Source organism: Streptomyces luteogriseus, from assembly GCF_014205055.1.
Taxonomy (GTDB): domain Bacteria; phylum Actinomycetota; class Actinomycetes; order Streptomycetales; family Streptomycetaceae; genus Streptomyces; species Streptomyces luteogriseus.
Window position 1 is genome coordinate 1,448,139 of the sequence record NZ_JACHMS010000001.1, and the last position, 15,390, is coordinate 1,463,528.

11 protein-coding genes and 2 pseudogenes are annotated in these 15,390 nt (G+C 69.6%); 4 read left to right on the top strand and 9 right to left on the bottom strand.

Annotation, left to right across the window (positions count from 1 at the left end; translation table 11 throughout):
• Positions 1-254 precede the first annotated feature (254 nt).
• Entirely contained in the window at positions 255-1,277 is a 1,023-nt protein-coding gene (locus BJ965_RS06640) for a hypothetical protein (protein WP_184907813.1), read from the bottom strand.
• 271 nt (positions 1,278-1,548) lie between these two features.
• Complete coding sequence (locus BJ965_RS06645; RefSeq protein ID WP_184907814.1) at positions 1,549-2,448, bottom strand: LysR family transcriptional regulator; 900 nt, start codon at positions 2,446-2,448, stop codon at positions 1,549-1,551.
• A 72-nt stretch (positions 2,449-2,520) separates the two neighbouring features.
• Between BJ965_RS06645 and BJ965_RS06650 the strand changes: the two genes are divergently transcribed.
• On the top strand, positions 2,521-2,922 hold the full coding sequence (locus BJ965_RS06650) for a RidA family protein (RefSeq protein WP_184907815.1): 402 nt from the start codon (positions 2,521-2,523) through the stop codon (positions 2,920-2,922).
• A 498-nt stretch (positions 2,923-3,420) separates the two neighbouring features.
• On the opposite strand, the gene BJ965_RS06655 is transcribed toward BJ965_RS06650, so the two are convergent.
• Together BJ965_RS06655 and BJ965_RS06660 are read right to left on the bottom strand one after the other, a co-directional pair.
• Complete coding sequence (locus tag BJ965_RS06655; RefSeq protein ID WP_313666739.1) at positions 3,421-3,879, bottom strand: phosphoribosyltransferase; 459 nt, start codon at positions 3,877-3,879, stop codon at positions 3,421-3,423.
• A gap of 459 nt (positions 3,880-4,338) precedes the next feature.
• Complete coding sequence (locus BJ965_RS06660) at positions 4,339-4,542, bottom strand: cold-shock protein (RefSeq protein ID WP_184907816.1); 204 nt, start codon at positions 4,540-4,542, stop codon at positions 4,339-4,341.
• A 301-nt stretch (positions 4,543-4,843) separates the two neighbouring features.
• On the opposite strand from BJ965_RS06660, the pseudogene BJ965_RS40375 reads away from it, so the two are divergent.
• Positions 4,844-4,945: pseudogene (locus BJ965_RS40375) on the top strand (DUF6069 family protein); the annotation flags it as partial.
• Between the two features lie 21 nt (positions 4,946-4,966).
• A pseudogene (locus BJ965_RS06665) lies at positions 4,967-5,104 on the top strand (phosphotyrosine protein phosphatase); the annotation flags it as partial.
• 331 nt (positions 5,105-5,435) lie between these two features.
• Here BJ965_RS06665 and BJ965_RS06670 read toward each other — a convergent pair.
• Positions 5,436-5,768, bottom strand: coding sequence for a hypothetical protein (locus BJ965_RS06670; RefSeq protein WP_184907817.1), 333 nt, complete (start codon positions 5,766-5,768; stop codon positions 5,436-5,438).
• A 343-nt stretch (positions 5,769-6,111) separates the two neighbouring features.
• On the opposite strand from BJ965_RS06670, the gene BJ965_RS06675 reads away from it, so the two are divergent.
• Complete coding sequence (locus BJ965_RS06675; RefSeq protein WP_246545849.1) at positions 6,112-7,851, top strand: sensor histidine kinase; 1,740 nt, start codon at positions 6,112-6,114, stop codon at positions 7,849-7,851.
• A gap of 271 nt (positions 7,852-8,122) precedes the next feature.
• Here the strand turns inward: BJ965_RS06675 and narI are convergent, their stop codons facing one another.
• From narI to BJ965_RS06695, 4 genes are read right to left on the bottom strand one after another with little or no spacing between them, the layout of a single operon-like run.
• Positions 8,123-8,893 carry a respiratory nitrate reductase subunit gamma gene (narI, locus tag BJ965_RS06680; RefSeq protein WP_184907818.1) on the bottom strand — a complete coding sequence of 257 codons (771 nt, stop codon included), beginning with the start codon at positions 8,891-8,893 and terminating at the stop codon, positions 8,123-8,125.
• A complete protein-coding gene (gene narJ, locus BJ965_RS06685; protein WP_184907819.1) occupies positions 8,890-9,552 on the bottom strand; it encodes a nitrate reductase molybdenum cofactor assembly chaperone in 663 nt (220 codons plus the stop codon). Before narJ ends, narI begins: the two co-directional genes overlap by 4 nt.
• Positions 9,549-11,279: a nitrate reductase subunit beta gene (narH, locus tag BJ965_RS06690; RefSeq protein WP_184907820.1), complete on the bottom strand. Its 1,731-nt coding sequence runs from the start codon at positions 11,277-11,279 to the stop codon at positions 9,549-9,551. The genes narJ and narH overlap by 4 nt, the downstream gene beginning before the upstream one ends.
• Complete coding sequence (locus BJ965_RS06695; RefSeq protein WP_184916860.1) at positions 11,279-14,965, bottom strand: nitrate reductase subunit alpha; 3,687 nt, start codon at positions 14,963-14,965, stop codon at positions 11,279-11,281. The genes narH and BJ965_RS06695 overlap by 1 nt, the downstream gene beginning before the upstream one ends.
• Positions 14,966-15,390: the final 425 nt, after the last annotated feature.

The following is a 15,390-nucleotide window of genomic DNA, read 5'->3' on the forward strand; positions in this document are numbered from 1 at the left end:
GATCGGGGCACCCGAGGAAGTCCGGACCCGCCTGGGTGTGGACGGACGAATGCCGCGCGCCTGTACGCGCGGCCCGCTGCTGGCTCGCATCGACGGCGACGCGCTCGATGCGGCCGTCGGCTCCCGGTTGGCCTGCCGGCTTGGTTCGTCGCCGGCAGCGCGGCCATCAGGCAGGCGATCCTCGACCGGCAGACGGAACAAGATCAGCCGGGGCTGCCATGACGTCAAGGCTCATCCTGCCGGCTTGTGCGTGCTCAGCGGACGAAGGACCGGACGGATGTGCAGACGTAGCCCAGCAGGACGAGCAGGAAACTGGCCCCCGCCAGTAGCAACTGGAGCACACCGGCCTCGTGCCCCAGCAGCGTCGGACTCCAGGCCCAGAACACCGCCACGGCCAGCGCGGCACGGACCGTCTGGAACGGCGCCGACCCGGCCAGCCGCTGCAGCACGTCGGCCTGCGGTGCGAGAGTGAAGACAACGCCCAGAACGCCCCCGAAGACGACCACGATGACGAGGAAGGCGAGCAGGGATGCGACACCCAGCTCGTCGTCCGCGAAGGCGTTCCAGCGTGCTTCGGCGAGCACGCGCAGGTTCTTGCTCTCGTTGACGTAACCGCCCAGCTCCGGTGCCGATCTGGCCCACAGCACGTCGACCTCGGTGCCGGCACGGGGCCGGTCGTAGGTGTAGGCGCCACGCACGGGGAGCCGCCCGGGGCCGCCGGGCACGGAGACCACGAGCCGTGAGACATACCCCTTGACGGCATGCTCGTCGGTCAGCTCTTCGCGGATCGCCTGCGGCCCGCCCACGACGGTCGCCGTGCTGGCCTCGGCGCCCGCCGTGCGCAGGTCGTCGAGCTTCTCACCCGCGTTGGCCGACGTCAGCAGCGCGACGAAGAAGGCCCCCGAGGCGAACGCCACCAGCGCCCAGACAGCGCCGGTGCGCAGTTTGATCCACCCCCGGGCTTCGTCGAGGTCGCTGAAGGAGAACCCGAGGGCCTCACTGAGCGACACGGAGCCGGACACGGACCGCCGATCAGCCACCTTCGACAAGGACACCGGCTCTCCCGGCGTCCTGTTCTCCCCGGGCAGCACCCGCAGACCCCACAGCGCCAGCACGCGTACCACCGCACACGCCACGGCGACGGCTCCCCACACATATGGCTCGGTCCACGGCCGAGGCATGGCGGTGGCACCCAGCAGCCAGAAGCACGCGACCGCGGTCGCGACCCAACCCACCAGCGCACACAGCCGAACTACCCAGATCAGCAGAGAACGCATGAACCCTCCCCCGTCGTTCGGCGACCCGTCCTCCGCACCGACCAGCAACGGTCGCGGCATACAGGTGCCAACGCCACGACGCACACCGGGAGGAGGCCGGGAACCAGGCCGCCGGCTGCCCTCGAAGATACGGGCGCCCTCCATCGGGGAGGCACCCGGGTGGAGTTTCCGGACGACGTCGTTGAGCGAGCAACCGCAGCCGGTCAACGCGTGACATCTGACGCGCACTGGCGTGGAGCAGCACGACTCGGAATGCCGGCCCCGGGGCGGTTCACTGGTCCAGGGCTTTGAGAGCCGCCAGGAGGCGTGGGACGAGGGGGTTTGAGTCGTTCTTGCGCCAAGCGACGGCGACTCGTGTGCGCACTGCGTTGGGCTCGATCCTGCGAAAGGCAACGCCTTTGAGGCGGATACGGCGGATGCTCTCCGGGGCCAGTGACACGCCCAGGCCGGTTTCCACCAGGGCGCAGACGGTCTGCCATTCCACGGCGTGCTGAGTCACCTGGGGTGTGAAGCCTGCCGTGATGCACAAGTCGGTGATCTGGTCGTACAGCGAGGGGCCGACGGTGCGCGGCATGAGCACGAAAGGGCAGTCGGCCAACTGCTCGACTCGGACGGCTCGCTGTGTCGCGAGTGGGTGCGAGGAGGGCAGGACGGCCACGAACGGTTCGTGCAGCACGGTCTCGAATCCGAGTTCCGTGTCATGGGCAGGCGGTTCGCGCAACAGGCCGATGTCGATCGCCCTTTCGCGCAGAGCGGCCAGTTGCGGTGTGGTGGTCATCTCCCGGATGTCCAGGTCCACGGCGGGAAGTCGTCCCCGGAAGGTTCGCAGCAGGCCGGGGAGGACAGTGAGGGCGACGGAGGCTGCGAAGCCGATCCGCAGGCGGCCGGCCCTGCCGCTCCCGGCCTCTCGGGCTGCGGTCAGGCCGTCCGCGAGGTCGGTCAGGGCATGCCGGGCGGCGGGGAGAAGCTCCCGGCCGGCCGGGGTGAGTCCGATGCGCCCGGGTTCGCGGCTGAACAGCGCGTAGCCGACCTTGTCCTCCAGACGGCGGATCTGCTGGCTCAGCGGCGGCTGGGCGATGCCCAAGCGGGTAGCGGCGTGGCCGAAGTGGAGTTCCTCGGCGAGAACGACGAAGGCGTGCAGCTGCGGAAGGGGAAGTTCAGGGCGCTCCATACGCCCAGAGATATCACTCCACACGTGAGGCCGTATTAGACGTATCGGTCCTGGTCACCTAGCGTTCGGCGCATGACGGAGCGACGTTCAATACTCAGCGGCTCGACGTTCGAGGAACAAATCGGCTATGCCCGCGCTGTGGTCGACGGCGACTGGGTCCATGTGTCCGGAACAACCGGATTCGACTACACCACCATGACGATTTCCGACGACGTGGTGGAGCAGGCGGAGCAGTGTTTGCGCAACATCGAGGTCGCCCTGACCGAAGCGAAGTGCACCTTCGCTGACGTGGTGCGGGTGCGCTACCTGCTGCCCGACCGGGCGGACTTCGAGCCCTGCTGGCCGGTGCTACGTCGCGCGTTCGGAGAGGTCCGGCCGGCCGCCACCATGCTCATGTGCGGCCTCGCCGACCCCCGCATGAAGATCGAGATCGAGGTGTACGCCCGGCGGATCACCGCGCAACCGCCCGCGTGATGCGATCTCTTTGGCAACTCCCAGCAATCGCGGAGGAGTTCGCGGAGTTTTCCTTGGCGACGCGGGCTCGGCGCGGACGCGAGCCGTCGCACCCGGTCGGCTGGCCAGACATGCCGCGATGCCGGGGCTGGTGACTGACGGGGAATGCATCGCGACGCCGGTCGCCCATACCTTTCCCTGGCCCGACCCGCAGGCATGGTCCGACCCAGTGCGGCGACTCACGTCACGAGTCGGGCCGCCCCGGTGAACGTCAGCCGGGTGAACTCACAAGCCGGGCCTGACCTCGAACCGGGCCCCGTGTCCGGCCTGTCGGATCCGGCCGGTTCCAGTCGCGGTGCCGTGCACGGTGACCAGGTCGTCAAGCAGCCCAGAAGTCTCCTCGGGAGGCAGCCCAGAGGCACGCGCCACCTCGTCCAGGTGGACCGCTTCGCCCGTGTGCGGATCCGCAGCCTCAGGTGCATGGCCGGGGATCGATCCGCCGGTCCGGTTCCGGACCACTCAACGCCTGCCTGCCGGGGCACCGTGTTCGTGCAGTGCCTGCATGACCTCCTCGTCGCTGGCCTGGTCGAAGTCGTCGTACCACTGTCCGACTGTGAGGAAGTCCGGCGGCTGGTGCAGACAGACGACGTCATCGGCTTCCGAGCGCGTCGCTGCGGCGGTGTCGGGAGCACAGACGGGGACGGCAAGGATCAGCCGCGCCGGGCCCTGGCGGCGCAGGTAGCGCAGGTGGCGCAGGTGGCGCAGGGCGGCGCGTGCGGTGGCGCCGGTGGCGAGCCCGTCATCGATGAGGATCACGGCCCGGTCCTTGATTTCGGGCCTGGAGCGGTCACCTCGGTACCGCAGTTCCCGGCGGTGCAGCTCGATCCGCTCGCGGGCCATGTCCGGGGCGAGTCGGTCCTCGCTCAGGCCGAGCATGTCCAGTGAATGCCGGTCGGACAGCGGGGGATCGTCACCCACGATCGCTCCGATGCCGGTCTCCGGGTGGCCTGGGACGCCGATCCCGGCCCGGGGAACGGGGGGGTGATGGTCCTGCCGGGCGGGGATACGCCGTCGGAGAAACGGCGCATGCTCGACGAGCTTTCAGGTGGACAGACCCGAGTGCCGCAGGTCGCAGGCGCGCTTCGCGAGCGGATGCCAGCCGTAGAAGCAGCGGGTGCCGGGGAGTTCATGAGCCTGAACTCACCGGCCGGCTCCGGGACCACGCTGTCGCGCTCACCGTCGAACCGCCGCATGCGTCTGTGTCAGGCACCATCCTCCCATCTGTCCGCACGGGGGTGCTCCCGCACGCTGTTGCTGCCTATGGCTCATCCGGACGCGGCGATGTCTGAGCACGGACCGGCTCCTCGCCTACGGACCAGTCCGACAGGAGGTAAGGCCGACTCCCGAAGGGAAGCCGGCCTTACTGAGGCTGCGGGATCAGGCGGGGCGGATGTTCTCCGCCTGCGGGCCCTTCTGGCCCTGGGTGACGTCGAACGTCACCTTCTGGCCCTCCTGCAGCTCGCGGAAGCCCTGGGCGGCGATGTTGGAGTAGTGGGCGAAGACGTCGGGGCCGCCGCCGTCCTGCTCGATGAAGCCGAAGCCCTTCTCGCTGTTGAACCACTTCACAGTGCCCGTGGCCATGACCGTCTCCTTTGAGAGAGAACCGGGCCCGCGACCTGCGCACCCGGGAGGTGATCGCCCTGGTCCGGAGAGGCGCTGAACAGCAAGAACGCCCGTGATGGCGATCACGGGCGAACGGGACTTCGGAACCACGACTGCTGAATCACAACGCTATACCGGCGCAGCGGCAGCCGCTAGCGATAACACGGCGGCATCAACACACGCCGTGTCGGTGAACGCCTGTCGTCGACCGCCGCACACGGTGGATGCCGTCCGCTGTCCATGAGCTGGCAAGGATCAACGCAGGCTCTTTGCCGTCGTTCTTCTAGGTTGGAGCGCTCGCCCAGCCGAGCGATTCGTGTGGACGGCAGTGTCGCTGACCTCGATCTCGTTGGTCCCGCCCCTCCTCTCCGGGGCAAACACCGCCACCACCATGCGACACCTGCCCGTCTTCCCTGGTAAGGGGTACCTCGACTGGCAACTCGAGGACCCGGCCGCGCAGGGTGTCGAGGCCGTACGCCCCATCCACGACGCGATCGAGACCCGCGCCCGGGTGCTGATCTCGGAAGTGACGCCCGGCTGACGGCCAGGTCACCCGCGCTGCCCCGCCGGGCCGCACCCGCGGGGCTTCTCGTCTCACGGACGCCCCTATAACGAGGGGCTCTGGATGCCGTCCTGACCAGGTCGAAGGCCTCTCGGGCGGCATATCGCTCGAGGCATCGAAACGAGTCGGCATTTCGTCCATGGGTGACCGGCATTGGCGGATAGCATCCGGCCCGCCTCACCAGTTGTCCACGTGTGCGTCCGTGGGTGTTCGGCTTCCCGTGCCGTGAGCACGGTCAGGGCGTCACCGTTGCCGGTTCGGCACGAGCGCGCGCCTCCGCCCACGCTCCTGCGCCGGGTGTGGGAGCACTTCATGCAGGCTCTGCCGCTCGGTTCGCGAGGCGGACCAACACGGCTCCTGTGACGGCGGCGACGGTAGCCGCCATGAGGAGACCGGCGAGAGCTTCGATCCCGGCGATCAGCAAGGGAGACTGGCCGGGGTGCCACAGTGGCACGGCTGTCGCGCAGGAGACGACCAGTCCGGCCAGCCAGGCGACAGCGGTTGCAGGGATCCATGTGCCGGCGCCGGTGATGTGGTGGTGCAGCACCCACCACTGGGCGGCACCCAGGCTGAGCAACAGGAGCAGCCCGTCGACGGCGGCCAGTCCGGCTGCGGCCGGCCAGTTTCCGATTCGCGGGAGCATCGCGAGCACAATGCGGTTCACCGCTCGCGGCCGACGTACCCAGGTGACTGCGTTCGTCGCCGGCACGCTCCCTGTGTCCATGCCTCCGGAGTCCGGGCGGTCGCGTGGTCCTGGCCAGGGCCGTTCGTCTCTGGCGGAAGAGCCGAACGGCTCCCGCCTCGCGGAGCCTGGTAAGGGCCGGCCCGCGACAGTTCGGGCCGGACACGGGCCTCGGTCGGCGACGTCGGGGGGCATAGGATCTGACTGCCACGACGAGCGACCCTTAACACATGCGTTCGAGTGCGGGCAGGGTCGTTCGGGCATGATCAGGGGGTGCCCATGGCACCTTCCGGAGGGAGCGGGAATGGCGGAGAGGCCGGCCGAAGGACTCGACAACGGTCCGACGGCGCCCCAGTTGCGGCTGGATGAGCTGCTGGAGGGCCTGCAGGCGCAGATCACCCAGGTGCGTGCGACCCGGGACCGGGTGCACACCCTGCTGGACGCGGTGCTCTCCATCGGCTCCGACCTGGATCTCGACGTGGTGCTGCGGCGGATCACCGAGTCCGCGGTCGCCCTGGTGGATGCCCAGTACGGGGCACTGGGCGTGCTCGGGGACGAGAGACGGATTCGGCAGTTCATCACCGTGGGCATGGACGAGGACACCGTACGGAGGATTGGCCACTATCCCGAGGGACACGGCATCCTCGGGCTGCTGATCAAGGAGCCGGAGCCGCTGCGTCTGGCCGACCTGGGCCGCCATGCCGCCTCCGTCGGCTTTCCCGAGGGGCATCCTCCGATGACCACGTTCCTCGGAGCGCCGGTTCGGGTGCGGGACCAGGTGTTCGGCAACCTGTACCTGACCGACAAGCGCGGTGGGGCGCAGTTCGACGACGAGGACGAGGCGGTACTGCGCACGCTGGCTGCCGCGGCCGGTGTGGCGATCGACAACGCCCGGTTGTACGACGAGACGCGGCGCCGTGAGCGGTGGCTGGCGGCGAGCAGTGAACTGACCCGTAGCCTGCTGTCGGGTACCGACCCTGCGCAGGTGCTGCGCCAGGTCGCGGCCACCGTCAGAACGCTGTCCGATGCGGACCTGGTGACGCTGGCGGTGCCGTTCGACGGCGGCGAGGAGCTGGTGATCGAGGCAGCCGACGGCGAGGGCGCCGAACGGGTGCAGGGACTGGTGCTGCCGGCCACCACGCTGGCCACGAAGGTCTACCACTCCAATCAGCGGATCTCCAGCAGTGCGCTGTCGCAGGAGCCGCAGGCCGGCGGCGGTTCCGCGGCACAGATCGATTTGGGGCCGGGATTCCTGCTTCCGCTGGGAGGCGGAGAGCACGTGCGCGGGGTACTGCAGGTCGCCAACCTGCCCGGCGGTGCGGAGTTCTCCGAGGCGGCCATGACCATGGTCGACGGTTTCGCCGACCAGGCCGCGCTCGCCCTGGAGATCGCCGAGCACCGGCGCGAGGCCGAGCAGCTGCTGGTGCTCAGTGACCGGGACCGAATCGCCCGCGACCTGCACGACCTGGCCATCCAGCGGCTGTTCGCCTCCGGACTGACCCTGAACTCGGTGATCGGCCGTGTCTCCGACCGGCCCGAGGTGGCCGAGCGCGTCCAGCGGGTGGTCGACGATCTCGACGACACCATCAAGACCGTGCGGGGCACGATCTACGCGCTGCGCGAGCGCGACCGTGATGACGGGCACGGCGGGCTGCGCTCCAAGCTGCTCGCCGAGACCGACCAGGCCGCCGAGACCCTCGGCTTCACGCCCGCCCTGCGTATGACCGGCCTGCTGGACACCGACGTACCGGCTGAGCATGCCGAGCATGTGCTGGCGGTGCTGCGCGAGACGCTGTCGAACACCGCCCGGCATGCGCACGCGAGTGCCGTCGAGGTCACCGCCGAGACGGACGGCACGCGGTTGGGGCTGCGCGTAGCCGACAACGGGTCCGGCATCGACCCGGCCGTCAACCGTCGCAGCGGCCTGGACAATCTCCGCCGGCGCGCCACCGATCTCGGCGGCAGCCTCACCATCACACCCAACCAGCCCACCGGCACGGTCGTGGAATGGACCGTTCCCTTCCCCGCCCGGGCAACCAACTGACACACGGCGGGGGGGCTCACGGCTTCTCGGAAGGCGCCGCCGCCGTGGAGCGCGGCCGGCGCGGGCAGGCGACGTCGGCCACATGCTCGTCGGGCTGCGCGGTGGCCCCGTTCGGGTTCTACAACACCTCGCGCTGAGAGCCGGTGCGGGCGTACTCGCGTTGGATGAGCCAGGCGCCTACGGCATCATGGGCGGCCGCCACCCTCGTGCCGCTTCGCATTCGCCGGCGGACCACGCCCGTGGTCCCACGTGTCCGGGACGGGACCGGCCGTCATGGACCCGTCCGTTCCCAGCCGCGGTGCGGGGCACGGGCGCCTAGTTGGGCGTCGCGGCTGCGGTAGACGATGTAGGGGCGGGTCAGGTAGCCCAGCGGCGCGGTGAGCATGTGGACGAGCCGGGTGAAGGGCCAGGCTGCGAACAGCAGCAGAGCGCTGATGGCGTGCAATGTGAACAGCACCGGGGCGCCGGACATCAGGGCCGGGTCAGGCTGGAAGTAGAAGATGGACCGGAACCAGGGGGAGATGGTCTCGCGGTAGTCGTACCCTCCGCCGACGACGTTCGCGGCCACGGTCGCGGCCAGGCCCAGCACGATGGTCAGCGTCAGCGAGACGTACATGGCCTTGTCGTTGCGGGTGGTGGCGGAGAAGACCGGACCGACGGTCCGCCGACGGTAGATCAGGATGGCCAACCCGCCGACCGTGGCGACGCCCGCGATCGTGCCGAGGACGACCGCGCCGACGTGGTACATGTGCTCGCTGATCCCGGCTGCCTCGGTCCAGCTCTTGGGGATGACCAGGCCGCCGATGTGGCCGAGGAGCACGACGAGGATGCCGAAGTGGAACAGTGGGCTGCCGATGCGCAGCAGGCGGCGTTCGTAAAGCTGCGAGGAGCGGGTGGTCCAGCCGAACTTGTCGTAACGGTAGCGCCAGACGTGGCCGAGGACGAAGATCGCGAGGGCCACGTAGGGCAGGACGACCCACAGCAGCGTGCCGCCGGTGCCTGCCTCCGCCGCCAGGGTGAGGGGCTGCGCGGACGCGGTCATCGGGGACCTCCTACGACGGGGTCGGGCAGGAAAACCGGGGCTGCGTACGGGTCGAGGCCGACCTGTTCCTCGGGCGGGCCTTCGGCGGCGAGGCGCATGACGGCTTCGCGGTCGTCGCCGGCGAGGGCGGGCAGCGTGGCGGAGACGGAATCCAGGACGTGGGCCCAGGGCGAGGCGTCGTCGGTCAGGGCCAGGCGCAGCAGCTCCAGTCCGGCGCGGTGTTCGGTCAGCAGGCGCGCTCCGGTGTCCGGGTCGGTGGCGGCGAATTCGAGGACGACGGCGAGGTGGTCGGGCAGTTCGTCGTCGCCCAGGCGCCAGCCGGCTGCGGCGTAGGTCTGCTTCAGCCGCAGCAGGCCGACGCCGCGCTTCCTGGTGTCGCCGTGCGCGTAGTACGTCAGGTAGAGGCAGCAGCGTTTGCGGTGGTCGAACGTGGCCACGTAGGCAGCCGCCAGGTCCGCGGGGGCGGTCTTTTCGGCGTGCGCGGTGAAGCGGAGCAGCGGGCGGGCGACCGGTTCCGGCAGGGTGGCGGTCACCCGGCCGGCCAGGGCCAGGCGCTGCTCGAACTGCTCGTCGGGGTAGGCGAGCAACAGCGACTGGGCCTGCCAGGCATGGGGATGCCAAGGCGCGGTGCGGGCGGTGCGCTTGGTCTTCCTGTTCATGGCTTCGGTTCGACCTCCCCGCCGCTGTCCGCGCCGGCACCGCTTCCCGTGCCGGATGGTGTGTCCGGGAACAGGCCGGGCGGGGAGCCCTTGCCGTCCCAGTTGAGGAGGTTCACGCGGGTGGCCTTGTCGGTGGGCGTGGCCGGGGTGTCGCAGGTCTGCCGGTCGCGCAGCGCGTGGAAGTTCTCCACGGCGATCGGCGCGGCGCCGCCGGATGTCTCACCGAAGGGACCGGAGCCGCCCATGCCGGGGCCGCCCTCATAGTCGAGGCTGCACTCGGTGGCGAGTTCCTCGAGCTTGTGCGCCTGTTCGGCGTGGGCCGGGGGGATGACGTACCGCTCGTCGTATTTAGCCAGGGCCAGCAGCCGGTACATGTCGTACATCTGTTCCTCGCCCATCCCGACGGCCTTCGGGATGGAGGCGTCGGGTTCGCGGCCGAGATTGATATCGCGCATGTAGGCGCGCATGGCGGCCAGGCGGCGCAGCACCGCGTCCACCGGCTGTGGATCACCCGCGGTGAACAACTGGGCGAGGTAGTCGACGGGGATACGCAAGGCGTCCACGGCCGCGAACAGGGTGCGGTGGTCCTCGGCGTCCTCGCCGGTGTCGCGCACGGCGTCGACCACCGGGGACAGCGGCGGGATGTACCAGACCATGGGCAGGGTGCGGTACTCCGGGTGCAGTGGCAGCGCCACCTTGTAGGTGTTGATCAGAGCGTGGATCGGGGAGCGCTGGGCGGCCTCGATCCAGTCCCGCGGGATACCCGCCCGCTCCGCCTCGCGTACGACGTCGGGGTCGTTCGGGTCCAGGAAGACCTGCCGCTGGGCCTCGTACAGGCCGGTTTCCTCCGGGGTGGAGGCGGCTTCCAGGACGCGGTCGGCGTCGTAGAGGACCAGACCGATGTAGCGGAGCCGGCCGACGCAGGTCTCGGAACAGACAGTGGGCAGACCGACCTCGACGCGGGGGAAGCAGAAGGTGCACTTCTCGGCCTTGCCGGTGCGGTGGTTGAAGTAGACCTTCTTGTACGGACAGCCCGTGACGCACATCCGCCAGCCCCGGCAGCGGTCCTGGTCGACGAGCACGATGCCGTCCTCCTCCCGCTTGTAGATCGCGCCGGAGGGACAGGAGGCCGCGCACGAGGGGTTGAGGCAGTGCTCGCAGATGCGCGGAAGGTAGAACATGAAGGTCTGCTCGAACTCGAACTTGATCTTCTCGGAGACCTCGTTCAGCAGGACGTCCTTCTCGCTGGTCGCCGTTGATCCGCCGAGGTCGTCGTCCCAGTTCGCCGACCAGGCAATCTTCATGTCCTTGCCCGAAATCAGGGACTTGGGCCGGGCGACCGGGGTGTGTTCCTGCAGCGGGGCGTTGGTCAGCGTCTCGTAGTCGTACGTCCAGGGCTCGTAGTAGTCGTCGAGGGACGGCAGTACGGGGTTGGAGAAGATCTGGACGAGCTTCTTGAACCGGCCGCCCGCCTTCAGCCCGAGGCGGCCCTTCTTGTTGAGTTCCCAGCCGCCCTTCCAGGCGTCCTGGTCCTCGTAGCGGCGGGGGTAGCCCTGGCCGGGGCGGGTCTCGACGTTGTTGAACCACACGTACTCGACGCCGGTGCGGTTGGTCCACGCCTGTTTGCAGGTGACCGAGCAGGTGTGGCAGCCGATGCACTTGTCGAGGTTCATCACCATCGCCATCTGGGCCATCACCCGTCCGATGGTGGCTTCGCCACGGGGCATCAGTACGTCACCTCCTGATTCGTGCGGCGGCGGATGACGGTGACCTCGTCGCGCTGGTTGCCGGTGGGACCCAGGTAGTTGAAGGCGTAGGAGAGCTGGGCGTAGCCGCCGATGAGGTGGCTGGGTTTGATCAGCAGGCGGGTGAGGGAGTTGTGGATGCCGCCGCGTCGGCCGGTGGTCTCGGTGCGGGGCACGTCGATCAGGCGGTCCTGGGCGTGGTGCATGTAGACGGTGCCCTCGGGCATGCGGTGCGAGACGACCGCGCGGGCGGCGACCACGCCGTTGCGGTTGACCGCCTCGATCCAGTCGTTGTCCTTCACTCCGACCTTGGCCGCGTCCTGCGTGCTCATCCAGATCGTGGGTCCTCCCCTGGAGAGGGAGAGCATGAACAGGTTGTCCTGGTATTCGGAGTGGATGGACCACTTGTTGTGCGGGGTGAGGTAGCGGACAGTCACGCCGAGCTCGCCCGTCTCGCCGATGCGCGGCTCGTCGAACAGGGCGTGCATGTTCAAAGGGGGCCTGTAGACCGGTAGTTGTTCACCGAGGGCGGTCATCCAGTCGTGGTCGAGGTAGAAGTGCTGGCGGCCGGTGAGGGTGTGCCAGGGCTTGAGGCGCTCGACGTTGACGGTGAACGGCGAATAGCGGCGCCCGCCCGTCTCCGAGCCGGACCACTCCGGGCTGGTGATGACTGGGACGGGGGCGGCCTGGGTGTCGGCGAAGGTGATCTGCTTCCCCTCGTGCTCGGCGGCCAGGTCAGCGAGCTGCGTGCCGGTGCGGGCTTCGAGGCTGTGGAAGCCCTGGGTGGCGAGGTGGCCGTTGGTGGTGCCGGACAGGGCGAGGATCGCCTCGCAGGCGTTGACGTCGCGGGCGATGGAGGGCCGGCCGTCGGCCGCGCCGCCGCGCACGGTGCCGTTCTTGTGCCGCAGGTACTCCAGCTCGCGCTCGACCTTGAAGGTGACGCCCTTGGTGGTCGCGCCCAGGGTGTCGAGCAACGGGCCGAGGGCGCCCATCTTGTCGGCGACGGCCGCGTAGTCGCGTTCCACCGTCACCAGCTTCGGCATGGTGCGGCCGGGCACCGGCTCGCACTCCTCCGCCTTCCAGTCGAGCACCCGGCCGTGCGGGTTGGCCATCTCGTCCGGAGTGTCGTGCTGCAGCGCGGCGGCGACCACGTCCTTGCGGACGCCCAGGTGATCGGCGGCCTGGCGGCTGAACTCCTTGGCGATGGTGTGGAAGGCGTCCCAGTCGGTGCGGGTCTGCCACGGCGGGGCGATCGCCGGGTTGAAGGCGTGCACGAAGGGGTGCATGTCCGTGCTGGACAGATCGTGCTTCTCGTACCAGGTGGCGGCCGGCAGGACGACATCGGAGAAGACGGTCGTGCTGGTCATCCGGAAGTCCAGGGTCAGCAGCAGGTCGAGCTTGCCCTCGGGTGCCTCCTCCCGCCACACCACGTCCCTCGGGCGGGCGTCCGGCGGGGCCTCGGTCGCCCGCACCGAGTGATCGGTGCCCAGCAGGTGTTTGAGGAAGTACTCGTTGCCCTTGGCCGAGGAGCCCAGCAGGTTGGCCCGCCAGATGGTCAGCACGCGGGGGAAGTTCTCGGGGGCGTCCGGGTCCTCGCCCGCGAACCGCAGTCGCCCGGCCTTCAGCTCGTCCACGACGTGCTCGGCGACCGGGCGGCCCGCCGCCTCCGCCTCGTCGGCCAGGTCGAGGGGATTGCGGTCGAAGGTCGGATACGACGGCACCCAGCCCATCCGCGCCGACTGCGCGATCACATCCGCGGTGGCCTTCCCGGCGAACGGGCCGGCACCGGAGCCGTCCGCGGCGAGGGTGTCGGCGGAGAACGGGTCGTAGCGGAACTGGTCGGCGTGCAGGTACCAGTAGGCGGTCTGGATCATCTGCCGGGCCGGCCGGTTCCAGTCCGCGGCGGTCGCGATCGCCGAGTAGCCGGTGATCGGGCGGACCTTCTCCTGGCCGACGTAGTGGGCCCAGCCGCCGCCGTTGACGCCCTGGCAGCCGGTCAGTGTGGTCAGGGTCAGAAACGCCCGGTAGATGGTGTCGGAGTGGAACCAGTGGTTCGTCCCCGCACCCATGATGATCATCGAACGTCCGCCGGACTCCTCGGCGTTGGCGGCGAACTCCCGCGCGACCCGCGCCGCCTTCCCCGCGTCCACTCCGGTGATCGCCGCCTGCCAGGCCGGCGTGTACGGCTCCTCCGCGTCCTCGTACGACGTCGGCCACTCGCCGGGCAGACCGTCGCGAGCCACCCCGTACTGGGCCAGCAGCAGGTCGTACACCGTCGTCACCAGACGCCCGGCGACCCGCTGAACCGGTACGCCGCGCCGCAGCCGCCCCGCACCGCCGTCCGGGGCGTCGAAACGCGGCAGCTCGACGGCGACCGGCATCTCCTCGCCACCCTCGGCGGACAGCAGGGGCTGGGTGTCACCGAGGTCCAGGTTCCACTTCCCGGCGCCGGCCTCGCCGTAGCGGTCGCCGAGCGTGCCGTTCGGCACCACGGGCTGCCCGGTTGCGGCGTCGAGCAGTACGGTCCGGAACTCCGCGTGCTCGGCATCGGCGCTCTCACCGCCGAGATCGGCGGCGGTGAGGAACTTGCCCGGCGTGAAGGTGCCCGGCTTGCCCTCGACCTCGTCGAGGGCGACCAGGAAGGGCAGATCCGTGTACTTCTTGACGTAGTCGGTGAAGTACGGGGTGGCCCGGTCGACGAAGAACTCCTTGAGGATGACATGGCCCATGGCCATCGCCAGCGCCCCGTCGGTGCCGGGCTGGGCGGCGAGCCACTCGTCGGCGAACTTCACATTGTCCGCGTAGTCAGGCGACACCGCGACGACCTTCTGGCCCCGGTAGCGGGCCTCCGCCATCCAGTGCGCGTCCGGCGTCCGGGTCACCGGCAGGTTCGACCCCCACATGATCAGATATCCGGCGTCCCACCAGTCCCCCGACTCCGGTACGTCGGTCTGGTCGCCGAAGACCTGCGGGGAGGCCACCGGCAGGTCGGCGTACCAGTCGTAGAACGACAGCATCGCCCCGCCGAGCAGCGAGTAGAAGCGGGCCCCGGCCGCATGCGAGACCATCGACATCGCCGGGATCGGCGAGAAGCCTGCCAGCCGGTCCGGCCCGTACTCCTTGATCGTGTGCACGTGCGCGGCGGCGACCATCTCCACTGCCTCGTCCCAGCTCGCCCGCACCAGGCCGCCCCTGCCGCGCACCTGCTTGTAACGGCGCGCCTTCCCAGGATCGGAGACGATGTCCGCCCAGGCCGCCACCGGGTCACCGAGGCGGGCCCTGGCCTCGCGGTACATCTGCAGCAGCACGCCCCGCACGTACGGGTAGCGCACGCGGGTGGGCGAGTAGGTGTACCAGGAGAACGCCGCCCCGCGCGGGCAGCCCCGCGGCTCGTACTCGGGACGGTCCGGGCCCACCGACGGGTAGTCGGTCTGCTGCGCCTCCCAGGTGATGATGCCGTCCTTGACGTACACCTTCCACGAGCACGAACCGGTGCAGTTGACCCCGTGTGTGGAGCGCACCACCTTGTCGTGCGACCAGCGGTCCCGGTAGAACTCGTCCGCCTGCCGGCCGCCCTTGCGGTGCAGGGTGCGCAGGTCGTCGGAGACCTCCGCCCGGGTGAAGAACCGGCGGCTGCGCACCAGCGCCTGCGCCAGATCGCTGTCCATGCCCGCCCGCGTCCGCTCCGAGCTGGTGTCCGTGCTCACCGCGGCACTCCGCTCCCGGGCGCCACGGCCCGTTCGAGTTGTGATCGGTTCCGGCCACAAGACTCTACGACCGCCGTCCCCCGGAAGGTCAACAGCCACACCATCAACGGCTCGGAGCTTGGCAAAGATCGTCAGCGCGCAAGGCCGGTCACCCCGGTTTCGCCGGCCGTCCCCGTGTCCGTACGTCAGAGGTTGCATCCCCCTGGACGTTCGCCCAGCGCAAGACGCTGGTTCGTCTGTCGTGGAGGGGTCCCGTGGACCGAAGCTGTTCCGCGGCCGTGACCGTCGACGCGCCGTTGCGAACCCCACCGCGGGCGGCCCGAGCCAAGGTCGTGCGCCGACACGTACAGGCGGCGATGGACAAGCCGGCGCAGACGGCGTCACCT